Origin of the sequence: Micromonospora sp. NPDC048947 (genome assembly GCF_040649495.1) — a bacterium.
GTDB classification, from domain to species: Bacteria; Actinomycetota; Actinomycetes; order Mycobacteriales; family Micromonosporaceae; genus Micromonospora; species Micromonospora alfalfae.
In genome coordinates, this window is sequence record NZ_JBEZFO010000003.1 from 215,725 (window position 1) to 237,783 (window position 22,059).

Consider the following 22,059-nt stretch of genomic DNA (forward strand, 5'->3'; position numbering starts at 1 on the left):
GTCAGCGGCCCTCGGCGTCGTCCATCGCCCGGTAGATCCGCTGCTCGGAGACGGGGTACGGGGTGCCCAGCGCCTGGGCGAAGACGTTCACCCGCAGCTCCTCGATCATCCAGCGGATCTGCCGGACGGCCGACTCCTGGCGGCGGGCCGGCGACAGGTTGGCGAGCAGATCGGCGTACTCCTTCTGCACCACGGCGATCCGGTCCTGCTGCTGGCGGTCCCGCTGCGGGTTGCCGCCCAGCCGTTCCAGTCGACGCTCGATGGCGGTGAGGTAGCGCAGCAGGTCGGGCAGGCGCGCGTACCCGGTCTCGGTGATGAAACCGGCGTGCACCAACCCGGCGAGCTGGTTGCGGATGTCGGCCAGCGCCGCCACCACGGCGAGGTTGCGGGTCGCACCGAGCCGCTGCTCGACGGCGTACGCGGCGGCGAGGACCTTGCGGACCCGCTCCATCACCTCGACGACGGTGTCGACCAGGTCGGCGCGGACCTTCTCGCGCAGAGCCGCGAAGCCGTCGGCGTCCCACGCCGGCCCGCCCGCCAGACCGATCAGCCGGTCGATGGCGGCGCCCGCGGCGTCCTCGATCAACTCCTGCACGCCGCCGTGCGGGTTGCGACTCAACGCCAGCTTCGCCTCGTTGTCCAGCCGCCCCTGCAGGAACCGCGCCGGGGACGGCACTGTGAGCCGTAGCAGCCGGCGGGTGCCGGCCCAGTGCGCCGCCTCCGCCTCGGCGGGGGAGTCGAACACCTTCACCCCGACCGTGGCGCCCTCGTCGACCAGCGCCGGGTACGCGGTGACCGCGTAACCGGCGCGGACCTGCTCGATGGTCCGGGGCAGCGTGCCGATGCTCCACTCGCGCAACCCGGTGCGGGCGATCTCCGGTGCGGCGGCCGCCACCACCTGGCGTACCTCCTGGCGGAGTTGGCGTTGCAGGGCCGGCAGGTCCTTGCCCTCGGCGACCGGCTTCTCGTCGTCGCCGAGGATCCGGAAGGTCACCCGCAGGTGCGCCGGGAGCCGGCCCGGCTCCCAGGCGTCGCGGGGCACCGTCACACCGGTCATCCGGCGCAGCTGACGGGTGAGCGCGTCCAGCAGCGACTCCTCGCCGGGGGTGATCGCCGCCAGGGCGGCCCGGGCGTAGTCCGGCACCGGGACGAAGTTGCGGCGGATCGCCTTGGGCAGCGAGCGGATCAGTGCGATCACCGTCTCCTCGCGCAGCCCCGGCACCTGCCAGTCGAAGGTCTCCGCCGGCACCTGGTTGAGCAGCGGCAGCGGGATGTCCACTGTGACGCCGTCGTCGGGCGTGCCCGGCTCGAACCGGTAGGTCAGCGGCAGGCTCACCCCGTCGGCCTGCCACTCGTCCGGGTAGTCGTCCTCGTCCACCCCCGGTCGGCCGTCGTTGATCAGCAGGTCGCGGGTGAAGGTGAGCAGGTCGGGTTGCTCGCGGCGGGTCTTCTTCCACCAGCTGTCGAAGTGCCGGCCGGAGGACACGTCGGCCGGGATCCGCTGGTCGTAGAAGCCGAAGATGGTCTCGTCGTCGACCAGGATGTCGCGGCGTCGGGCCCGGCTCTCCAGCTCCTCGATCTCGGTGAGCAGTCGTTTGTTGTCCGCCCAGAACTGGTGGTGGGTCTGCCAGTCGCCCTCGACGAGGGCGTGTCTGATGAACAGCTCCCGGCTCAGGGTCGGGTCGATCCGCCCGAAGGTGACCTTGCGGGAGGCGACCAGCGGGACGCCGTACAGGGTGACCTTCTCGTAGGCCATCACCGCGGCCTGCTTCTTCTCCCAGTGCGGTTCGCTGTAGCTGCGCTTGACCAGGTGCTGCGCCAGCGGCTCGACCCACTCCGGCTCGACCCGGCCGGCGATGCGCCCCCACAGCCGGGACGTCTCCACCAACTCGGCGGCCATCACCCAGCGCGGCGGCTTCTTGAACAGCGCCGAGCCGGGGAAGACCGCGAATTTCGCGCCCCGCGCCCCCAGGTACTCGTGTTTCTGGGCGTCCTTGAGGCCGATGTGCGACAACAGGCCGGGCAGCAGCGACTGGTGCACCTTCGGGGTGTCGATCTCCTCCGGCAGGTCCGCGCCACCCCGGCGACCCCGGCCGGCGTCCGCGTCGTCCGAGCTGTCGCGCGCCGGCCGCCCACCACGCCGATCGCCGTCAGTCGGGGTACGCAACACCTGGCGCAGCTGGCTGACGATGTCCTGCCACTCGCGGATCCGCAGGTAGTTCAGGTACTCCGCCTTGCACATCCGGCGGAACGCGCTGGAGGACAGCTCCCGCTGCTGCTCGCGCAGGTAGCGCCACAGGTTGAGGTACGCGACGAAGTCGGACTCCTTGTCGGCGAACCGGGCGTGCGCCTGGTCGGCCTGGGCCTGCTTCTCCGCCGGTCGCTCCCGCGGGTCCTGGATGGAGAGCGCGGCGGCGATCACCAGCACCTCGGTGGCGCAGCCGTTGCGTTCGCCCTCGACCACCATCCGGGCCAGGCGCGGGTCGACCGGCAACTGGGCCAGCCGCCGGCCGAGCGCTGTGAGCCGCTTCGCCGGGTCGGCCTCGGTCGGGTCCAACGCGCCCAGCTCGTGCAGCAGGTTGACGCCGTCGGTGATGTTGCGCTTGTCCGGTGGGTCGATGAACGGGAACGCGGCGAGGTCGCCGAGCCCGATCGCCGTCATCTGGAGGATGACCGACGCCAGGTTGGTGCGCAGGATCTCCGGGTCGGTGAACTCGGGGCGGGATCCGAAGTCCTGCTCGTCGTAGAGGCGGATGCAGATGCCGTCCGAGGTACGGCCGCACCGGCCCTTGCGCTGGTTGGCCGACGCCTGGGAGATCGGCTCGATGGGCAGCCGCTGCACCTTGAGTCGGCTGGAGTACCGGGAGATGCGAGCGGTGCCCGGGTCCACCACGTACTTGATGCCGGGCACTGTCAGCGAGGTCTCCGCGACGTTGGTGGCGAGCACCACCCGGCGCGAGGAGTGCGCGGCGAAGACCCGGTGCTGCTCGGCGGAGGAGAGCCGCGCGTACAGGGGCAGGATCTCGGTGCCGAGTAGCGTTCGCTTCTTCTGCACCAGCTTGCCCAGCGCGTCGGCGGTGTCCCGGATCTCCCGCTCCCCGCTGAGGAAGACCAGGATGTCGCCGGGGCCCTCGGCCGCCAGCTCCTCGACGGCGTCGCCGATCGCCTGGATCTGGTCGCGGACGGTCTCCTCGTCGCCGTCGCCGTCCTCCTCGCCCTCGGCGAGCTCGACGAGGGGCCGGTAGCGCACCTCCACCGGGTAGGTGCGCCCCGAGACCTCGACCACCGGCGCTGGCACGCCGTCGGGCTCCTCGGCGGTGGGCGGCCCGGCGAAGTGCCTGGCGAACCGGTCGGTCTCGATGGTCGCCGAGGTGATGATCACCTTGAGGTCGGGTCGTCGGGGCAACAGCTCCCGCAGGTACCCGAGGATGAAGTCGATGTTGAGGCTGCGCTCGTGCGCCTCGTCGATGATCAGCGTGTCGTACTGGCGCAGCATCCGGTCGGTCTGCAACTCGGCCAGCAGGATGCCGTCGGTCATCAGCTTCACCAGGCTGCGCTCGCTGACCTGGTCGGTGAAGCGCACCTTGTAGCCGACCACGTCGCCCAACTCGGTGCCCAGCTCGTCGGCGATCCGGTCGGCCACCGTCCGGGCGGCCAACCGCCGGGGCTGGGTGTGCCCGATCAGGCCGTGCACCCCGCGCCCCAGCTCCAGACAGATCTTGGGGATCTGGGTGGTCTTGCCGGAGCCGGTCTCGCCCGCCACGATCACCACCTGGTGATCGCGGATGGCAGCGGCGATGTCGTCCTTGCGCTCACTGACCGGCAGACCCACCGGGTACGTGATCACGGGCACCGCCGCCTGCCGGGCGGCGAGCCGCTGCTCGGCCCGGACCAGGTCGGCGGTGATCTCGGTCAGCGCCGCCTCCCGACGCTGCGGGTCGCGCAGCCTGCGGGCACCGTCCAGTCGCCGCTGGAGCCGGCGCTGGTCGCGGAACATCAGAGGTGTGAGGCGGCTGTGCAGCTCGCGAACGGGGTCGGACGCGACTGGGGCGGTTGGATTCTGCATGTCGTGCCCAAGGATAGGCAGCCCGGCGGCGCACCGCCCCTGGGTTACCGCGCGGCCGGCTCTCCGACGGCCACCTCCGGTCCCTCGACGGCCATGACCGGGCCCTAGAGTTGGCGGCCGACGTCGAGCGCTGGGGGAGCCGGATGGAGATGCGCGACACCGACCGCGCGTTGGTGCAGGCCGCCACGGCGGTCTCCAAGCTGCGCTGCCGCAGCCAGCACCACACTGTCGCGTCGGCGGCCCGGACCGCGGACGGGCGGGTCTTCACCGGCGTGAACGTCCAGCACGCCACCGGGGGTGCCTGCGCCGAACTTGTCGTGATCGGCACGGCCGCCACGCAGGGCGTCACCGCGCTGGAGACGATCGTCACTGTCGCCGACCGTGGCCGCGAGGTCGTCGCGCCCTGTGACCGGTGCCGGCAGGTGCTGCGGGACCACTTCCCGCAACTGCGGGTGATCGTCGGCCCGATGGACGCCCTGCGGGTGGTCCCACTCGGTGAGTTGTCGGCGGAGGCTGGCAGCGGCTCGGCCGGCTGACCGGTCAGTCCCCGGAGGCCGCCTCCAGCATCGACTGCGGCACCGGCACGCTCTCGAACCGCAGGGTGCCCTCCGGAAGCAGCCACGACGTGACCCGCGCGACAAGGTGACCGGCCCGCACGGCGGGGTCGTTGGCGAACAGCCCGCGCGCCTCGTCCGGGGCGATGGACAGCACCACGAAACCACGCAGCTGCTCGTCGTCGGGGTGCAGGAACGGTCCGGCCGCGAGCACCAGCCCCTGCTGCACGAGGCCCGCCTGGTGGGCCAGGTGCGCGTCCCGCAACCGGTCGATCGCGTCCTGCGGCAGCTCCGGCGGGTCCGATGGCCGGCTCAGCAGGACGACCGTGTGCTGGTCGAATCGCATGTCCCCCACCCTATGAGGGGAATGTCCCCCTTCTGGGTGTCATCCGCTATCTGTCCGCCCTGTGGTCGTCCGCGAATCTCATTCTCATATCGAGGTTCGAAGCGATTGGGAGGTGCGGCATGGTCACCAGACGTGGGCTGCTCGCGGCCGGCGCCACCGGCGGCGCGGCGGCGCTGATCCCGGCGGGCTGGGCGGCCTCGGGCCGGGCGCTCGCCGCGGCCGCGTCGCTGGACGCCCGGGACATCCCGAAGTACGTCACGCCGCTGCGGATCCCCCCGGCCATGCCGACGGTGGCGACCGATCCCGAGCGCGACACGTATGAGATCGCGGTGCGACAGTTCCGCCAGCAGATCCTGCCGCCGTCGTGGCCGCGCACCACAGTGTGGGGTTACGGCTCCACCGCGCATCCGGGCAGCTTCGGCTACCCGGCGCCCACCATCATGGCGCGGGTGGGACGCCCGGTACGGGTGACCTGGGTCAACCAGCTCGTCGACGAGCGGGGCGACTACCTGCCGCACCTACTGCCGGTGGACCCCACAGTGCACTGGGCCAACCCGGCCGGTGGCATCGAGCACCGGGACCACCACGGGCAGTGGGACGGCAGCCCGCAGGGCTATCGCGGCCCGGTGCCCCAGGTGGTGCACCTGCACGGTGCGCACAGCACGCAGGAGAGCGACGGACACTCCGAGGCGTGGTACCTGCCGGCTGCCCGTGACCTGCCGCCCGACTTCGCCGTTTCCGGCAGCGCGTACCGGGAGTTCCGGTCCCGCTTCGCCGAGCGGTCCGGCCTGCGCTGGGCGCCGGGCTCGGCCACCTTCGAGTACGCGAACGACCAGCGGCCGTGCACCCTCTGGTACCACGACCACGTGCTCGGGCTCACCCGGGAGAACGTCTACGCCGGGTCGGCAGGGTTCTACCTGCTCGGTGGTGGGGACGAACCGCCGGAGGGGGTGCTGCCCGGCCCGGCGCCGACCCGCGCCGATGCGCCGAACACCTCGTACCGCGACATTCCGCTGATGATCCAGGATCGCAGCTTCACCGCCGAGGGTGAACTGCGCTATCCAAAGAGGTACTCCGGCGGCAGCGACGGGCCACCGACCTCGGTGCCCGGGTTCTCCGCCTCCACGATCGTGGTCAACGGCGGCACCTGGCCCTCGCTGACGGTCCAGCGCCGGCGCTACCGGTTCCGGCTGCTCAACGCCTGCAACAGCCGCTTCCTGCTGCTCAGCGTGGCCGCGAACGCCACCGCACGGCCGGCCCGGCCGGTGCTGCCGGTCTGGCAGATCGGCAGCGACGGCGGTCTCCTGCCCGAACCGGTGCCGCACGAACGCGTGGCACTCGGCCCGGCCCAGCGGGTCGACGCGATCGTCGACTTCACCGACGTTCCGGTCGGCACCGAGCTGTACCTGGTCAACGAAGGGCCGGACGGGATGTACGCAGGCGGTCGGCCCGGGGTGGACTTCGACCCCGCCGACCCGCACACCACCGGGCAGGTGCTGCGCTTCGTGGTCACCGAGGCGGCCGGCGCGGATTCGAGCGTGCCACCGGAGCAGCTACGGCTGCCCTCACACCCGCGCCTCGGCCCGGCCCAGCGGGTACGCCGGTTGTCGCTCAACGAGCGGATGTCCGGCGGGTCGATGATCATGCTGCTGGGTGTCCTCGACGAGCGCGGCCGGGGTCTGCCGTTGCGCTGGAGCGACCCGGTGACCGAGCAGCCCGTCCTCGGCGACACCGAGGTGTGGGAGGTGCGCAACTTCACCCGGCACGTGCACCCGGTCCACCTGCACCAGGTCCAGTTCGAGCTGCTCGGCCGGGGGCGTTCGGGCCGGTCGCTGCCGGGCTCGGGGGAGCGGGGGTGGATGGACACGGTGCTCGCGTACCCGTGGGAGGTGACCCGGATCAAGGCGCACTTCGACCTGCCGGGTCGCTACGCCTGGCACTGCCACCTACTGGAGCACGAGGACAACGAGATGATGCGGCCGCTGAACGTCCTGCCACGCGCTGCCGCGGCGGCCGGGGACGGTGGCTCGCGGGGCGCACCAACGGAGCCCGGGACGGTATCGACAGACGCCAGTTAGGCCCCTTTCTGCAGCTCGGCTAAGGTTAGGCGAACCTAAGCATGGACGTGCAGGAGATTCGTGACCACCCTCGCCACCCGGCCGACCCCGGCCCGCAACCGGCCCGGCACCCGCACCGGTCGGCGAGTCGCTGTCACCGTCGGGGCCGCGCTGGTGCTGCTGCTCACAGTGCTGGCCAGCTTTGCGTTCGGCAGCCGACAACTCGGCGTCGACCAGGTCTGGCACGCGCTCGTCGCGCCGGACGGCGGCGACGCCAGCACCATCGTCCGTGAGCTGCGGATGCCCCGGACCGCGCTCGGCCTCGCCGTCGGGCTCGCGCTCGCCGTGGCCGGGGTGCTGTTCCAGGCGCTCACCCGCAACCCCCTCGCCGAGCCGCGCATCCTCGGCATCAGCGCGGGCGCGTCGTTCGGTGTGGTGCTCGCGATCTCCGTGTTCGGCGTCGGCACGCTCGCCGGCTATGTCTGGTTCGGCATCGCCGGGGCCCTGATCGCCGGGCTGCTGGTCTTCGCCATCGCCACCCGCGCCCGCGAGGGCGCCAGCCCGGTGACCCTCGCGCTGGTCGGCGCGGCGCTCGACGCCAGCCTGGCCTCCGGGGTGTACGCGCTCCTCAGCATCGACGCCCGCACCTTCGAGGAGTACCGCTTCTGGGTGGTCGGCGGGCTGGCGGGCCGGGACCTGTCGGTCGCCGCGCAGGTGCTGCCGTTCGTCCTCGCCGGCCTGGTCCTGGCGGCCCTGGTGGCCCGGGGCCTGGACGCGCTGGCCCTCGGCGACGACGTGGCCCGTGGTCTCGGCCACCGGATCGGTCTGGTCCGCCTCGGTGGCGGCCTCGCCGCCGTGCTGCTGACCGGCGCCGCGGTGGCCGCCGCCGGCCCTGTCGCATTCGTCGGGCTGGCCGTGCCGCACCTGGCCCGCGCCCTGGTCGGCGCGGACCACCGCTGGACCCTCGCCGTGTCCGCACTGCTCGGGCCGGCGCTGCTGCTCGCCGCCGACATCGTCGGTCGGCTCGTCGCCCCGCCGGGCGAGATCCCGGCCGGGATCGTCACCGCGCTGATCGGCGCGCCACTGCTGGCAGTGCTGGTCCGCCGTGCCCGGGTGGTGACCGCGTGACCACCACCCGCCGTTCCTCCGGCCCCGCTGACCCGCCCAGCCCTGCCGGCCCGGCTGGCCCCGCTGACCCGCCCGGCTCGGCTGGGTCCGCTGGCTCGTCGACCGTCGTGCCCGCCGGCTCGCCTGGTGCCGACGGTGCCCGGCTGGCCGGGCGGTCGCTGCTGCGGATCGGTCCGGTCAGTCTGCTGATCCGCCGCCGGGCGGTGCTGGTGGCCGCCGTGCTGACAGTGCTCCTCCTGCTGGCCGTCGTGCTCAGCCTCTCGCTGGGCACCCCGTACGTCGCACCGGCCGACGTGCTGCGTGCCCTCTCCGGGGCCGGCACGCCGTACGACCTCGTGGTCTTTGACCTTCGGCTGCCCCGGGTCGTGCTGGCGGCGGTGGCCGGCGCGGCCTTCGGTGTGGCTGGCACGCTCATCCAGAGCGTGGCCCGTAACCCACTCGCCAGCCCGGACGTCATCGGCATCACCCAGGGTGCCGGCCTCGCCGCGACGGTGGCCCTGACCAGCGGAATGGCAGCGGTGCTGGTCGCACCCACCGCGCTGGTGGGCGGGTTGCTCGCGGCGGCGGTGCTGTTCGCCCTCGGTGCCCGGCACGGGCTGGCCGCACAACGGTTCGTGCTCGCCGGGGTGGCGGTCGCGTTCGCCTTCCGGGCGCTCACCGAGGTCGTCATGCTCACCGCCGATCCGATCGACGGTCTCCGCGCGCAGATCTGGCTGATCGGCACCCTGGCCGGCAAGGGCTGGACCGAGGCGGCCTGGATCGCCGGCACGCTGCTGGTGCTGCTGCCGGTGCTCGCCTGGGCCGGCTGGGCGTTGAACAGCACCGCCCTGGACGACGACACCGCCCGGGGGGTCGGACTGCGCCCGGTGGCCCGCCGGATTGGCCTGGCCGGCACCGGCGTACTCGTCGCCGCGATGGTCACCGCCCAGGTCGGCGCCGTCGACTTCGTGGCCCTGGTCGCCCCCCAGGTGGCCCGCCGGTTGGTACGCGCCGAACGACCACCTCTGGTCTGCGCCGCGCTGCTCGGCGCGTTGCTGCTGGTGCTGGCCGACCTGGCCGGCCGACGCCTGTTCGCACCCACCCAACTGCCCGCCGGTGTGCTGACCGCCGCGATCGGCGGCCCGTACCTGATCTTCCTGTTGCTGCGCGGCCGGCGGCGGTCGTCGTGACGCCTCAAGGAGTCGTGTGATGCTCTCCACCCGCGACCTGGTCGCCGGCTACGACGAGCGGACGGTGCTCGACGGGCTCGACCTGGACCTGCCGACCGACGCGTTCACTGTGATCGTCGGCCCGAACGCGTGCGGCAAGTCCACCCTGCTGCGCACGATGGCCCGGCTGCTCAACCCGCGCCGGGGCACGGTGCTGCTGGACGGCACCGCGATCCGCGACCTGCCGACCCGGGAGGTGGCCCGTCGCCTCGGCGTCCTGCCGCAGAGCCCGCTGGTGCCCGAGGGCGTCACAGTCGCGGACCTGGTCGGGCGCGGCCGGCAGCCCTACCAGCGCTGGTGGCGGCAGTGGTCGTCGGAGGACGGCGCGGCGGTCGACCAGGCGATGGTCCTGGCCGACGTGAGCGACCTGGCCGACCGGCCGGTGGACAGCCTCTCCGGCGGTCAGCGGCAACGCGTCTGGATTGCCATGACGCTCGCCCAGGACACCGACGCCCTGCTGCTGGACGAGCCGACCACCTTCCTCGACCTGGCCCACCAGGTGGAGGTACTGGACCTGCTGCACCGGCTGCGCTCCGAGCGGGGCCGCACCGTGGTCGCCGTCCTGCACGACCTGAACCAGGCCGCCCGCTACGCCGACCACCTGGTCGCCATGCGCGCCGGCGCGGTGGTCGCCGCCGGCCCACCCCGGGAGATCCTCACCGCCGACCTGGTCCGCGACGTCTTCGGGCTGGCCTGCGTGGTCGTGCCCTGCCCGGTGACCGGCGCACCGCTGGTGGTTCCCGCGTACACGGGTGGTAACGCTCCGGCTCCGGCCGTCGCTGGTGACCACTCCCCGTCGACGGCGTCCGTACCGGTCGCCCGACCCTCCACCGGCGACGCGGCCAACCCGCTCGCCGGCTCGCACCCCTCGAAAGGACTCTGATGCGTCGTCTCGTCGCAGCTCTCGTCGCGGCCGTCGCCCTCGGCACCAGCCTCACCGCCTGCGGTGAGAGCGACCCGGTCGCCGGCTCCACCACCGGGGAGACCCGGGAGATCACCCACGCCATGGGCACCACCAAGGTCCCGGCCGAGCCCAAGCGCGTCGTCGTGCTCGACACCGACAAGATCGACACGGCGCTCTCGCTGGGCATCACGCCCGTCGGCGCGGCCACCGCCGGTGAGGCGAAGAGCTGGCCCACCTACTTCGGCGCGGACAAGCTCGCCGGCATCAAGGAGGTCGGGGTGCTCACCGAGCCCGACCTGGAGGCGATCAACGCGCTGAAGCCGGACCTCATCCTCGGCAGCAAGTTCCGCCAGGAGAAGTTCTACGACGAACTGGCCGCCATCGCGCCGACCGTGTTCACCGACAAGGTGGGCATCACCTGGAAGGACAACCTCCTCCTCGACGGCAAGGCACTCGGCCGCGAGCAGCAGGCCAAGGATCTGCTCGCCACGTACGAGAAGCGGGCCAAGGACTTCGGCGCGACGCTCGGCGACGCCTCCGCGCGCAAGGTCTCCATCGTGCGGTTCCTGCCCGGCAACATCCGGGTGTACGGCCCGGACTCGTTCTCCGGCATCGTCATCGGCGACACCGGCCTGGGCCGCCCCGAACGGCAGCTGCTCGCCAACAAGGAGGACAAGCGTTTCGACCTGGTCAGCCCCGAGCGGGTCAACGAGGTCGACGGTGACGTCATCTTCGTGACCGCGTACGGCGACAAGGCCGCCGCCGAGCAGACCAAGGTCGCCGGCGGGACGCTGTGGAAGGGCCTCGGCGCGGTCAAGGCCGGCAAGGCGTACCCCGTCTCCGACGAGGTCTGGATGACCGGCATCGGCGTCGGCGCCGCCAACAAGATCCTCGACGACCTGGCCAAGTACCTCCCGGCCGCCTGACACCCTGCCCCGCGCCGCCCGCGCCCGAAGGCGCCCACCCCGCGTGCCGGCACGCACCGCGCACCCCGCGCGCCGGCTCGCACCCCGCGCCCCGGCACGCACCGCGCACCCCGCGCGCCGGCTCATGATCGTGCTCGATCCAGGAAGTAGTGGCCTCCCCGTCTAGGGAGGCCACTACTTCCATGTTCGAGCGCGCTCATCGTCAGCGGGGGGAGCGCGAGCGTGCCCGCAGAGCGGCCCGGACCTCGGCGAGGAACCCATCGAAGTCGTCCCGGAGGCGCTTGGCGGTCAGGTGCAGCACGATCCACTCGCCGCCGAGCAGTCGGTTGAGGCGTTGCCGGTCCCGATGGAACTGCTCGGGGTCGTCGTGCCAGAGGCCGTCGTATTCCACCGCGACCTTGAACTGCGGCCAGGCCAAATCCAGGCGGGCCACGAATCGGCCCTGCTCGGCCACTACCCACCGAGTCTCCGGCCTCGGCAGTCCGGCAAGCACCAGCCCGACACGGGTGCGGGACTCCTGAGGGGACTCAGCTCCCGCGTCGGCGAGGTCGACCGCGCGTAGCAGCGATCGCCAGCCGCGTCGACCGGCCCGGCTGAGCGCGTACTCGCGCAGGTCTGGAACGGTCGTCAGCCGCTTGGCCAGCATGGCGTCGATGACGACCACCGCCTCGATCACATCAAGCCAACGGGCCAGGTCCCAGCAGGTACGCGCCGGGCTGGTCACCGTGACGCCGGCCCGGTCCACGGTGTCGCCGGAGCCGATCTCCCCGTGGTGGACCCGGATGCCGGCGCTCGGGCCGATCCGGCTGGCGGCGGGAACGAGGACGTCGACCGGCTCGCTCGCGCTGGGCTTCCCACAGCCGTACAGGCCGGCGGCAGCGCGCCCTGCGATGGCCGCACCGGGTGGGACCAGCCAGCGTCCGACGGCGGTGCATCTGATGGTGTGGGTGACCGCGATCTGGGCATCGGCGTAGACGTCGCGGAAGAGCGGTCGCCACGCCGAGCTGCGTAGCTCATTGCGGGTCAGCAGGCCTCGCGAGACGGCGGTCGAGCCACGGAAGACCCGACCCCGTAACTGCGGCGGCCGACGAGGAATTTTCGGCATGGGCCTCAGGCTGGCCGAACCTCCCCGCGTCACGCTGCCCCTGTGGATAACCACAGTCACCACACCGGTGCCGGTGCGCGTCGTTATCCCCATGATCGCGCTCGAACATGGATGTAGTGGCCTCCCGAAAAGCGGAGGCCACTGCATCCTGGATCGAGCGCGATCTTGCCGGGCGGGCGCGTGGTGCGCGGCGCGTGGGCGTGGGGCGTGGGCGTGGAGCGCATTGGCCGTGGCCCGTGGGGCATGGGCGTGGCGCGTGGAGTGCGTTTGGCGTGGGCGTGGAGGGTGTTTGGGGCGTGGGCGGCGTTGGGGCGTGGGCGTGGCGCGTGGGGCGTGGGGCGTGGGGGCGGGTTAGGCGGCGGTGGACCAGATGGCGCGGAAGGCGGCGGCTTCACCGGAGAGCCATCGTTCGATCTGGTCGGGCTTGGCGTCGGTGGGCATGCGGTGGGCCAGGCCACGGCGGACGTCGACCAGGACCGGCTCGGCGTGCGGGAGCACAGCGTCCATGTGTCGGGCCATCAGGTGCAGGGTGGCGAGCACAGACTCCTCGCTCGGTGGGGTCTCGTCGAAGTGCAGGCGGACCGCTTCGGCGCGACCGTCGGCGTGGCGTACCCCGAAGTGGGGGTTGATCTTGACGGGCAGGTCGCCCAGCATGGCCAGGGCGTCGCGGGTCTGGGCGAGATCGACAGCGGCCGGCTCGCCGAGGGAGTGCAGCCAGGTGGTGGCACCGGGAACGAGCGCCTGGTAGAGCGGGCGCCACCGTGGCTTGACGATGTCGGCCACCCCGGCAAGGTGCGTGCCGCCGGTGTGGAAGGCGATGTCGGCCTTGAGCGCCTTGACGAACTGGCCGTGCGGGTTGAAGCCGGACCGGCTGGCGCGCTGCTTGCGCAGCCCGCCCACGAAGGTCGCCTTGGTGGGGCCGGTGCGGTCGACGTAGCGGGTGAAACCGAGCAGTGTGGCGTAGGGGGTGAGGGGCGTGGAGGCGGGAGCGGTCACGGGCGTCCTCCCGGATCGTAATCCTGCAGGTCAGGAACTCGATTAGTACATACATTCTAATCGACAGGTCTGACATCGCCCAGCGAAAGAAGGGGTGCGGAAGACGCGACAAAGGGGGCCGTCCGGCGTTCGGACGACCCCCTTTCGAGACGCTTGCTAGAGCTGGCCGACGTCGGTGATCCGCACGACGGCCGCGCCGACCTCGTCCGAGGCCACCAGGTCGATCTCGGCGCTGATGCCCCAGTCGTGGTCGCCGTCCGGGTCGTCGAAGATCTGCCGTACGGTCCACCGCTCCCGGCCCTGCTCGATCATGAGCAACGCCGGACCGCGGGCGTCCGGCCCGACCCCGATCGAGTCGTACGCCTCGAAGTACGGCGCCAGGGCGTCGGCCCACGCGTCGTAGTCCCAGCCGTCCTCGGCGTCCAACTCGGCGAGCAGGTCCCAGCGGCGTAGCGCGGCCAACTCGACGCGGCGGAACAGCGCGTTGCGCACCAGCACCCGGAACGCCCGCGCGTTGCGGGTCACCGCCGGTGGTCGATCGGTCAGGGCGGCGTGCGCCTGGGCGACCTCGGCCACGTCGGACGGGTTGCGCAGCCGCTCCCACTCGTCGATGAGGCTGGAGTCGACCTGGCGGACCAGCTCGCCCAACCACTCGATGAGGTCGATCAGCTCCTCGGTCTTGGCGTCCTCGGGCACTGTCTGGCGCAGCGTCTTGTACGCGTCGGCCAGGTAGCGCAGGACGAGGCCCTCCGAGCGGGTCAGCCCGTAGAACTGCACGTACTCGGTGAAGGTCATGGCCCGCTCGTACATGTCGCGGACGACGGCCTTGGGGGAGAGCTGGTGGTCGGCGACCCAGGGGTGACCCTGCCGGTACATCTCGTACGCGGCCTCCAGCAGCTCGGCCAAGGGCTTGGGGTGGGTCACCTCGTCGAGCAGTTCGAGGCGCGCCTCGTACTCGATGCCCTCTGCCTTCATGGCGGCGACCGCCTCGCCGCGCGCCTTGAACTGCTGCGCGGAGAGAATCTGCCGGGGGTCGTCCAGGATCGACTCGATGACGCTCAGCACGTCGAGCGGGTACGACGGGGACTCGGCGTCGAGCAGCTCGATGGTGGCCAGCGCGAGGGGGGAGAGCGGCTGGTTGAGGGCGAAGTCGAGCTGGAGGTCGACGGTGAGCCGGATCCGCCGGCCGGTCTCGTCCGGCTCGGGCAGCTCCTCGACGACCCCGCCGGCACGCAGGGCCCGGTAGATGGCGATCGCCCGGCGGATGTGCCGACGCTGCGCGGCCGGCTCCTCGTGGTTGTCGGTGAGCAGGTGCCGCATCGCGGTGAACGCGTCGCCGGGCCGGCCGATGACGTTGAGCAGCATCGAGTGGCTGACCTGGAAGCTGGAGGTCAGTGGTTCCGGCTCGGCGTCGACGAGTCGGTCGAAGGTGGGCTGGCCCCAGCCGATCGAGCCCTCCGGCGGCTTCTTGCGGACCACCTTGCGCCGCTTCTTCGGGTCGTCACCGGCCTTGGCGAGAGCCTTCTCGTTGTCGATGACGTGCTCCGGGGCCTGCACCACGACCCGGCCGATGGTGTCGTAGCCGGCCCGGCCGGCCCGCCCGGCGATCTGGTGGAACTCCCTGTTCTTCAGTAGCCGGGTACGGACCCCGTCGTACTTGGACAGGCCGGTGAACAGCACAGTGCGGATCGGCACGTTGATGCCGACGCCGAGGGTGTCGGTGCCGCAGATGACCTTGAGTAGGCCGGCCTGGGCGAGGGTCTCCACCAGGCGGCGGTACTTGGGCAGCATGCCGGCGTGGTGCACGCCGATGCCGTGCCGGACCAGTCGGGACAGCGTCTTGCCGAAGCCGGCGGTGAACCGGAAACCACCGATCGCCTCGGCGATCATGTCCTTCTCGGCGCGGGTGCAGACGTTGACGCTGGTCAGCGCCTGGGCGCGCTCCAGCGCGGCGGCCTGGGTGAAGTGCACCACGTACACCGGGGCCTGCTTGGTCTCCAGCAGCTCCTCCAGCGTCTCGTGCAGCGGCGTCATCGCGTACGAGAAGATGAGCGGGACCGGCCGTTCCGCAGTGCGCACGACGGCGGTCGGCCGCCCGGTGCGCCGGGTCAGGTCGTCGACGAAGCGGGTGGTGTCCCCCAGAGTGGCGGACATCAGGATGAACTGGGCCTGCGGCAGCTCGATGATCGGCACCTGCCACGCCCAGCCCCGGTCGGGCTCGGCGTAGAAGTGGAACTCATCCATGATCACCTGGCCGACGTCGGCCTTCGTGCCCTCGCGCAGCGCCAGGTTCGCCAGGATCTCTGCGGTGCAGCAGATGATCGGGGCGTCGGCGTTGACGCTGGCGTCGCCGGTGAGCATGCCGACGTTCTCGGCGCCGAAGACCTCGCAGAGCGCGAAGAACTTCTCCGACACCAATGCCTTGATCGGCGCGGTGTAGAAGGTCGTCCGGCTGTCGGCGAGGGCCGCGAAGTGCGCGGCGATCGCCACCAGGCTCTTACCCGAGCCGGTGGGCGTGTTCATGATCAGGTTGGCGCCGGAGACGATCTCGATGACCGCCTCTTCCTGATGGGGGTAGAGGTCGAGGCCGCGCTCCTTCGCCCAGCCGGCGAACGCGTCGAAGAGGGTGTCGGGGTCGGCGCTTGTCGGCAGCGCGGCGGTGAGCGTCATAGCCTGTCCATGGTGCCTGGATCATGCCCCGGTACGCCAACCCGGCCCGCACCGGACCCCCGTCCGGGCGTCCCGAATGCGCCGCCGCGTTCCGGTTCGGGCGTTTCGCCGGTCACCGTCGGCGGTACAGCAGGTCGGCGACCGGCCGACCGGCCGTGATCGCCCGCCGCTCGAACTTCGTCACCGGGCGGTGCGCCGGCCGCGGCGCGAAGCCGCCGTACGCGTCCACCAGCTCCGGGTCCGCCTCCAGGGTCTCCCGCATCGCCTCGGCGTACTCGGCCCAGTCGGTGGCGCAGTGCAGCATGCCGCCGGACCGCAGCCGGGACCGCAGCAGCGCCACGTGCGCCGGCTGGATGATCCGCCGCTTGTGGTGGCGGGTCTTCGGCCACGGGTCCGGGAAGAAGATGTGTACGGCGTCCAGCACACCCTCGGGCAAGCCGCTGACCAGCGACAACGCGTCGCCCTCCGCCACCCGTACGTTGCGCAGGCCGCCGCGCTCCACCAGGTCGAGCAGGTTGGCGATTCCCGGCGTGTGCACCTCCACCGCCAGATAATCTCGATCCGGGTCGGCGGCAGCCATCGCAGCGGTGCTGTCGCCCATGCCCGAGCCGATCTCCAGCACCACCGGCGCCCGGCGACCGAACAGGTCGGCCAGGTCGACGGGCAGCACAGGTCCGTCCGGCACGTCCAGGCCGTACACGGGCCAGAGCCGGCTCAGCGCGTCGGTCTGCCGGTCGCTCATCCGACCCCGGCGGGGGTGGAACGTGCGGATCGTCCGGCTCGCGGGCGGGACGGCGGGGTCATGGTCGGTGGCTGTCACAGCGACCCGAGCGTACGCGACGCCGCCGGCGGATCGGATGTGATGTGCGACCGGAAATGAGAGGATCCAACTGGTACGGCAGGTCGGGTGTTCCACCGCCCGACCCGGCCGCACGGCGTCGAGAGGGGGCATCGTGACAGTGACCCGCGGCGTCGTGACCCTGTCGCTGGTGACCGTGCTGGCCGGCCCCCTGTTGACCTCCACGCCCGCCCTCGCCGCGCCTGCCGCAGTCGCTCTTACGTCCCCGTCTGCCGTCGCCGGTCTTGCCGTGCCCGAGCGGGCCGTCGCCGTCGGGCTTGCGCCGCAGCCCGGAGGGCCGCCCGGCGGAGCGCCCCAACCGACGCCGGCGGTGGACATCTTCGTCGAGGTCAGCCCCAGCACTGTGCAGCCCGGTTACCTGGTCGGCATCCGGGCCAGTTGTCGGGACAACTCGGTGGGCGCCACGGTGGTCTCCGACGCCTTCGGGGCGGTCGGCGTGCAGCCGCAGCGCGGGGTGCTCACGGCCGCGCCGATGGTCCGCGAGCGCACCCGCCCCGGCAACTACCGGGTCAAGCTGGAGTGCCGCGACGGCGAGACCGCCTCGACGATGCTCCAGGTGGTGAAGAAGGTCCCCGTCCAGCCCAGCCGTGGTCCGGCGACCGGCTTCGGGGGGAGCACCGGCGGGATGACCGGCAGGCTGCTGCTGCCCGGCGGCGCGGCACTGATCATCACCGGTCTGATCGTCGCCGTGATGGCGCTGCGCCGCCCCCGAGCCGCCGCACGTCGCTGAGGCCGCCATGACGATCTTCCGCCCCACGCCGCCGCCGGCCGGTTCACGCCCGCCGTCGCCTGGCCGCCCCGCCTCGCCGCCGGACGCTGCCCGTCAGCCGTTCGCCGGCCGTCCCGCCTCGCCGCCCGATGACGTTCGGCTGCCCTTGGACGACGGTTGGCCGGGCGACCGCCCGCCAAGGCCCCACCGCCCGCCGGATCCCCACCGCCCGCCGGATCCCGACCGCTCGCCGGATCCCGACCGCCCGTCGGTGGCCGCGCGTCCGCCGACCGCCGTCGCCCCCCGGCGTAGTCGTCCCTCCGGCCGCAGCCCCTGGTCCGTACCGTTGGCTGTGGTGTTGGTGTTGGCCGGGGTCTTCGCCACCGGGGCCGGGCTGGGCCGTTCGGTGGGCCCGTTCGACCTGGCCCCGACCGGCGGCGACCGGCCGGCCCGCACCGAGTCGGTCGGCTTGTCGGCCAGTCGGCCGGTGCGCCTCTCGGTGCCGGCGATCAAGGTGACCGCGCCGGTGGCGCCCGTCGGGCAGGCGCGGGACGGCTCGATCGCCGTACCGCCGTTGGAACGCCACAACGAGACCGGCTGGTACGACAGGGGCCCCACGCCCGGTGAGCCTGGCCCTGCGGTGATCGTCGGGCACGTGGACACGAAGACCGGCCCGTCGGTCTTCTACGACCTGGGCAAGCTGCACCCCGGCGACCTGATCGAGGTGGCCCGGGCGGACGAGTCGGTGGTGGTGTTCCGGGTCGACACCGTGGAGCACTTCCCGAAGGACCAGTTGCCCGCCGAGCGGATCTACGGCCACGACGGGCCACCCGGGCTGCGGTTGATCACCTGCGGCGGGCAGTTCATCGGGGGCCGTACCGGCTACGCCGACAACGTCATCGCCTTCGCGACCCTCCAGTCCTCCCGCAAGCCCTGAAGCCGATCGGGGCACGTGATCCACTCGCGTTCACGGAAATCGGGGTAACCACGTCACCCGGACACCCCGACATCAATGAACCCGAGTGGATCAAGAGCTGGGTGGGCGGTCCGGTGGGTGGAGGGCGGCTACTCGGCCTCGGCGTCGGCGGGTCGGCCAGGCGTCAGCTCAGGAACGCCAGGAGTTGGCTGGTGGTCTCGTCGGGGGCTTCCTCCGGAATGAAGTGCCCGACCGGGACCGGCTCGCCGCGTACGTCGTCGGCCCACTCCCGCCAGATCGCCAGCGGGTCGTCGTAGAGCTTCGCTACCTGGCCGCGTTGGCTCCAGAGAAACAGCACCGGGCAGGCGATCTTCCGGTTTCCGCGATCCGCCTCGTCCTGCTGGTAGTCCAGCGTCGCTGCGGCGCGGAACTCCTCGCAGATCGCGTGCACAGTGGCGGGGTCGCTGAACTGCTTGACGTACGCCGCCCGGACCTCGGCGGGGAAGGCGTCCTTCACCTCGGGCCAGGTGTCGAGCATGAAGTCGACGAGCACCGTGGGCGCCGCGTCGATGAACTGCTCGGGCACCGGCGCCGGTGCCGCCAGGAAGGACCAGACCCAGTAGGAGAGGCTGAACGTCCGGTCGGCGCGGTCGTAGACGTCGCCGATGGGGACCACGTCCATCACTGCCAGTCGGGTGACGGCGTCCGGTTCGTCAAGCGCGAGCCGGTACGCGCAGCGCGCCCCCCGATCGTGGCCGACGAGTCGGAACTGCTCGTGGCCCAGGCTCCGCATCACCGCGATCTGGTCGCGGGCGATGGCGCGCATGCTGTACGGCTCGTGATCCGCAGTGCTCGGCGGCTTGCCGCTGTCACCCCAGCCCCGAAGGTCGGTGGCGACGACTGTGTAGTGCTCGGCGAGCCGTGGCGCGACCTGGTGCCACATGAGGTGTGTCTCGGGGATGCCGTGCAGCAGCAGAACGGGCGGCCCGCTTCCGCCGCGGCGTCCGTGGATCGTCGCGCCGGGCGTCTCGATGTCGAACTCTTCGAAGCCGTCGAACATGACCAGGGTCCCCCGTGCCTTGGGATGCGCCCTGAACGAACGGCGTGGAATGGCTGGCAGGGCGACTGGTGGCCGAATACCGCTCGGTCTGCCTCGACGCTATCAACGGCGACAGCCGGTCCGGCGCGATTCGGCTGCGGTGCTGGCTTGGGCACATCTGTGGGTGTGGCGGCGTGGTTGCGACGTACCGGTGAACCTCGCCATCGATCTCCCGACTTCCGCTTGACTTCAACCAGCATTCAGGTCCTAGCGTCGCTGACACGAGGTACGGAAGCGGGTCCGAAGCACTGGACCGCGGCTGATCGGAGACATACGTGCGGGCGATCCAGGTTTCTGAGTACGGGGGGCCAGAGGTTCTGATCCTGGTGGACCTGCCCGATCCGCAAGCCACGGAGGGGCAGGTCATCGTTCGGGCCGAGGCCGTGGACACGATCTACCTGGAGACTCAGATCCGCCGTGGCTGGGGTGGGATGTTCGGTGTCACCCCGCCGTACGTACCGGGCGGCGCAGCGGCGGGAACGGTGGTCTCCACCGGTCCAGGCGTCTCTGGGTCCTGGCTTGGCCGCCAGGTCGTTGCGGGTGCCGGGACGCGGGGTTCATACGCTGAACTGGTTCGGGCCAGCGTCGACCGGCTGGTGCCGGTCCCCGACGGACTGAGCCTGCGGGAAGCGGCTGCTCTCGCACACGACGGCGTGACCGCCATGGGCATCATCGACGGTGTCGGCGTCAAGCCGGGCGACCGGGTCCTGATCCTGGGGGCCGCGGGCGGCATGGGAACGCTGCTTGTTCAGCTCGCCCACCGTCTCGGTGCGCAGGTCGTGGGAGCGGCCCGTGGCGCGGACAAGCTCGCACTGGTACGACGGCTCGGCGCCGACGCTGTCGTCGACTACGCGGGTGACGGGTGGACCGACGCGGTACGCGAAGCCCTCGGCGGTCTGTCCGTCGATGTGCTGCTGGACGGTGTCGGGGGAAAACTCGGCAGCGACGCCTTTCACCTGGTGGCCGACGGCGGGCGGGTGTCGGCCCATGGGGCGGCGAGTGGCGAGTTCGCCACGATGGACCTGTCGAGTTCGCGGGCGCGCGGCATCGACCTGCACGGCATCGCGGATGTCCAGTTCGAGGCGCCGGAGATGGTGCGGCTCGCGAGCAGGGCCCTGACCGAGGCGGTGGAGGGGCGGATACGCCCGGTGATCGCACGCGAGTACCCACTGTCCTCCGCGGCTGACGCTCACCGCGCGATGGAGGCGCGCTCGATTCCGGGCAAGGCCCTCCTCATTCCGTGAGGCGGGTTGCGTTGCTCCCGGGGTTGATCGACACGGGATCCTTGATGTCGGGGTGTCCCACTGACGCGGACACCCCGGCTTCAGCGAAACGGAGTGGATCAAGCCGCGTTGGCGCCCGGAGGCGGCGCTCCTAGGGCTGGGGGACGTGCAGCGCCACCTCGAACTCCAGCAGGCTGGCACCGGTGGAGACCGGTGGGCGGGGCTTGTCGCCGGGGGTGGCGGCGTGGGCGGCGCGTGACGGGCCGGCGGCCCACGCCTGGAATGCTTCTTCGCTCTCCCACTTGGTGTAGACGAAGTAGCGGGTCTCGCCGGCCACCGGGCGGAGGAGTTCGAAGCCGAGGAAACCGGGGGAGTTCTCCACAGCGCCGGCCCGCGCGGCGAACCGCTTCTCCAACTCCGCGCCGCCACCGGGCGGGACGTCGATTGCGTTGATCTTCACGACTGCCATCTGCCCACCCTAGCCACTCAGAACGCCTCGACCGCCGGGACCAGGTCCACGTCGACAACGATCGGCGCGTGGTCGGAGGGGCCCTTGCCCTTGCGGGCCTCCCGGTCCACGTACGCGGAGCGGACGGCGCGGGCGAACGGCGCGGACGCGTACACCAGGTCGATTCTCATGCCCTTGTTCTGGTGGAACATGCCGGCCCGGTAGTCCCAGTAGGTGAAGGGGTGCGGGCCCTTCATCGGGGTCGGCACGACGTCGCTGAGGCCCAGGTCGCGCAGCGCCGCGAGGGCAGCCCGCTCGGCCGGGGTGACGTGCGTGGAGTGGGTGAAGACCGCCGGGTCCCAGACGTCGGCGTCGGTCGGGGCGACGTTGAAGTCGCCGCAGACCGCCAGCGGCAACTCGCTGGCCAGTTCGGTGTCCAGCGCGTCGCGCAGGGCCGCGAACCAGGCCAACTTGTATGCGTAGTGCGGGTCGTCCGGCGTCCGGCCGTTGGGCACGTACACCGACCAGACCCGCACCCCGTCGCAGGTGGCGGAGATGGCCCGCGCCTCGGGCTCGGGGAAGCCGGGTTCACCGGCGAACCCGACCCGGACGTCGCCCAGCCCGACCCGGGACAGGATGGCCACCCCGTTCCACCGGCCGTCGCTGTGGCTGGCCACGGTGTAGCCCAGCGCGCCGACCTCGGTCACCGGGAAGGCGCCGTCAGGGCATTTCGTCTCCTGCAGGCAGACGACGTCCGGCCCGGTGTCGGCCAGCCACTCCAGCAGCCGGGGTAGGCGGGCCTTCACCGAGTTGACGTTCCAGGTCGCCAGGCGCATGCCCCCAGC

18 protein-coding genes are annotated in these 22,059 nt (G+C 71.8%); 9 read left to right on the plus strand and 9 right to left on the minus strand.

The window, feature by feature from the left end:
• Position 1: 1 nt before the first annotated feature.
• Positions 2-4,066, minus strand: a complete 4,065-nt coding sequence (gene hrpA, locus AB0B98_RS06420) for an ATP-dependent RNA helicase HrpA (RefSeq protein WP_357361274.1) — start codon at positions 4,064-4,066, stop codon at positions 2-4.
• A 143-nt stretch (positions 4,067-4,209) separates the two neighbouring features.
• On the opposite strand from hrpA, the gene AB0B98_RS06425 reads away from it, so the two are divergent.
• Complete coding sequence (locus tag AB0B98_RS06425; protein WP_238672008.1) at positions 4,210-4,602, plus strand: cytidine deaminase; 393 nt, start codon at positions 4,210-4,212, stop codon at positions 4,600-4,602.
• A gap of 4 nt (positions 4,603-4,606) precedes the next feature.
• On the opposite strand, the gene AB0B98_RS06430 is transcribed toward AB0B98_RS06425, so the two are convergent.
• A complete protein-coding gene (locus tag AB0B98_RS06430) occupies positions 4,607-4,966 on the minus strand; it encodes a YciI family protein (protein ID WP_357283676.1) in 360 nt (119 codons plus the stop codon).
• 119 nt (positions 4,967-5,085) lie between these two features.
• Here AB0B98_RS06430 and AB0B98_RS06435 point away from each other — a divergent pair, with 119 nt between their 5' ends.
• The 5 genes from AB0B98_RS06435 to AB0B98_RS06455 are packed head-to-tail and all read left to right on the plus strand — an operon-like array spanning position 5,086 to position 11,189.
• Complete coding sequence (locus tag AB0B98_RS06435; RefSeq protein ID WP_357361275.1) at positions 5,086-7,044, plus strand: multicopper oxidase domain-containing protein; 1,959 nt, start codon at positions 5,086-5,088, stop codon at positions 7,042-7,044.
• A gap of 60 nt (positions 7,045-7,104) precedes the next feature.
• The gene (locus AB0B98_RS06440) at positions 7,105-8,151 is read left to right on the plus strand and encodes an iron ABC transporter permease (protein WP_357361276.1); all 1,047 of its coding nucleotides are present in this window, start codon (positions 7,105-7,107) and stop codon (positions 8,149-8,151) included.
• Positions 8,148-9,320: an iron ABC transporter permease gene (locus tag AB0B98_RS06445; protein WP_357361277.1), complete on the plus strand. Its 1,173-nt coding sequence runs from the start codon at positions 8,148-8,150 to the stop codon at positions 9,318-9,320. Before AB0B98_RS06440 ends, AB0B98_RS06445 begins: the two co-directional genes overlap by 4 nt.
• 19 nt (positions 9,321-9,339) lie before the next feature.
• Complete coding sequence (locus AB0B98_RS06450; RefSeq protein WP_357361278.1) at positions 9,340-10,242, plus strand: ABC transporter ATP-binding protein; 903 nt, start codon at positions 9,340-9,342, stop codon at positions 10,240-10,242.
• A complete protein-coding gene (locus AB0B98_RS06455; RefSeq protein WP_357361279.1) occupies positions 10,242-11,189 on the plus strand; it encodes an iron-siderophore ABC transporter substrate-binding protein in 948 nt (315 codons plus the stop codon). Before AB0B98_RS06450 ends, AB0B98_RS06455 begins: the two co-directional genes overlap by 1 nt.
• 202 nt (positions 11,190-11,391) lie before the next feature.
• Here AB0B98_RS06455 and AB0B98_RS06460 read toward each other — a convergent pair whose 3' ends face one another.
• The 4 genes from AB0B98_RS06460 to trmB form a co-directional block, all read right to left on the minus strand.
• Entirely contained in the window at positions 11,392-12,294 is a 903-nt protein-coding gene (locus AB0B98_RS06460) for a hypothetical protein (RefSeq protein ID WP_357361280.1), read from the minus strand.
• Between the two features lie 351 nt (positions 12,295-12,645).
• Positions 12,646-13,290, minus strand: a complete 645-nt coding sequence (locus tag AB0B98_RS06465; RefSeq protein WP_238669877.1) for a hypothetical protein — start codon at positions 13,288-13,290, stop codon at positions 12,646-12,648.
• A gap of 156 nt (positions 13,291-13,446) precedes the next feature.
• Positions 13,447-15,960 carry a DUF3516 domain-containing protein gene (locus AB0B98_RS06470; protein WP_357287196.1) on the minus strand — a complete coding sequence of 838 codons (2,514 nt, stop codon included), beginning with the start codon at positions 15,958-15,960 and terminating at the stop codon, positions 13,447-13,449.
• Between the two features lie 112 nt (positions 15,961-16,072).
• Positions 16,073-16,702, minus strand: a complete 630-nt coding sequence (gene trmB, locus AB0B98_RS06475) for a tRNA (guanosine(46)-N7)-methyltransferase TrmB (RefSeq protein ID WP_357361400.1) — start codon at positions 16,700-16,702, stop codon at positions 16,073-16,075.
• Positions 16,703-16,910: 208 nt separating this feature from the next.
• On the opposite strand from trmB, the gene AB0B98_RS06480 reads away from it, so the two are divergent.
• Both AB0B98_RS06480 and AB0B98_RS06485 read left to right on the plus strand, forming a co-directional pair.
• Positions 16,911-17,549 (plus strand): hypothetical protein, encoded by a 639-nt coding sequence (locus AB0B98_RS06480; protein WP_357361401.1) that lies wholly within the window; start codon positions 16,911-16,913, stop codon positions 17,547-17,549.
• Positions 17,550-17,799: 250 nt separating this feature from the next.
• Complete coding sequence (locus AB0B98_RS06485) at positions 17,800-18,465, plus strand: class F sortase (protein ID WP_357361281.1); 666 nt, start codon at positions 17,800-17,802, stop codon at positions 18,463-18,465.
• Between the two features lie 163 nt (positions 18,466-18,628).
• On the opposite strand, the gene AB0B98_RS06490 is transcribed toward AB0B98_RS06485, so the two are convergent.
• Complete coding sequence (locus AB0B98_RS06490; protein WP_357361282.1) at positions 18,629-19,504, minus strand: alpha/beta hydrolase; 876 nt, start codon at positions 19,502-19,504, stop codon at positions 18,629-18,631.
• A 365-nt stretch (positions 19,505-19,869) separates the two neighbouring features.
• Between AB0B98_RS06490 and AB0B98_RS06495 the strand changes: the two genes are divergently transcribed.
• On the plus strand, positions 19,870-20,787 hold the full coding sequence (locus tag AB0B98_RS06495; protein WP_357361283.1) for a zinc-binding dehydrogenase: 918 nt from the start codon (positions 19,870-19,872) through the stop codon (positions 20,785-20,787).
• Positions 20,788-20,917: 130 nt separating this feature from the next.
• Here AB0B98_RS06495 and AB0B98_RS06500 read toward each other — a convergent pair whose 3' ends face one another.
• Together AB0B98_RS06500 and AB0B98_RS06505 are read right to left on the minus strand one after the other, a co-directional pair.
• A complete protein-coding gene (locus AB0B98_RS06500; RefSeq protein WP_238669882.1) occupies positions 20,918-21,235 on the minus strand; it encodes an antibiotic biosynthesis monooxygenase in 318 nt (105 codons plus the stop codon).
• 17 nt (positions 21,236-21,252) lie between these two features.
• Positions 21,253-22,050, minus strand: coding sequence for an exodeoxyribonuclease III (locus AB0B98_RS06505; protein WP_357361284.1), 798 nt, complete (start codon positions 22,048-22,050; stop codon positions 21,253-21,255).
• Between the last annotated feature and the right edge of the window lie 9 nt (positions 22,051-22,059).

What these genes read in the sequence shown, in the direction of transcription:
- AB0B98_RS06435 (WP_357361275.1), top strand. Translation starts at nt 5,086, where the DNA reads ATGGTCACCAGACGTGGGCTGCTCGCGGCCGGCGCCACCGGCGGCGCG.
- AB0B98_RS06425 (WP_238672008.1), top strand. Translation starts at nt 4,210, where the DNA reads ATGGAGATGCGCGACACCGACCGCGCGTTGGTGCAGGCCGCCACGGCG.
- AB0B98_RS06430 (WP_357283676.1), bottom strand. Translation starts at nt 4,966, where the DNA reads ATGCGATTCGACCAGCACACGGTCGTCCTGCTGAGCCGGCCATCGGAC.
- hrpA (WP_357361274.1), bottom strand. Translation starts at nt 4,066, where the DNA reads ATGCAGAATCCAACCGCCCCAGTCGCGTCCGACCCCGTTCGCGAGCTG.
- AB0B98_RS06500 (WP_238669882.1), bottom strand. Translation starts at nt 21,235, where the DNA reads ATGGCAGTCGTGAAGATCAACGCAATCGACGTCCCGCCCGGTGGCGGC.
- AB0B98_RS06460 (WP_357361280.1), bottom strand. Translation starts at nt 12,294, where the DNA reads ATGCCGAAAATTCCTCGTCGGCCGCCGCAGTTACGGGGTCGGGTCTTC.
- AB0B98_RS06450 (WP_357361278.1), top strand. Translation starts at nt 9,340, where the DNA reads ATGCTCTCCACCCGCGACCTGGTCGCCGGCTACGACGAGCGGACGGTG.
- AB0B98_RS06455 (WP_357361279.1), top strand. Translation starts at nt 10,242, where the DNA reads ATGCGTCGTCTCGTCGCAGCTCTCGTCGCGGCCGTCGCCCTCGGCACC.
- AB0B98_RS06470 (WP_357287196.1), bottom strand. Translation starts at nt 15,960, where the DNA reads ATGACGCTCACCGCCGCGCTGCCGACAAGCGCCGACCCCGACACCCTC.
- AB0B98_RS06505 (WP_357361284.1), bottom strand. Translation starts at nt 22,050, where the DNA reads ATGCGCCTGGCGACCTGGAACGTCAACTCGGTGAAGGCCCGCCTACCC.
- AB0B98_RS06490 (WP_357361282.1), bottom strand. Translation starts at nt 19,504, where the DNA reads ATGTTCGACGGCTTCGAAGAGTTCGACATCGAGACGCCCGGCGCGACG.
- trmB (WP_357361400.1), bottom strand. Translation starts at nt 16,702, where the DNA reads ATGAGCGACCGGCAGACCGACGCGCTGAGCCGGCTCTGGCCCGTGTAC.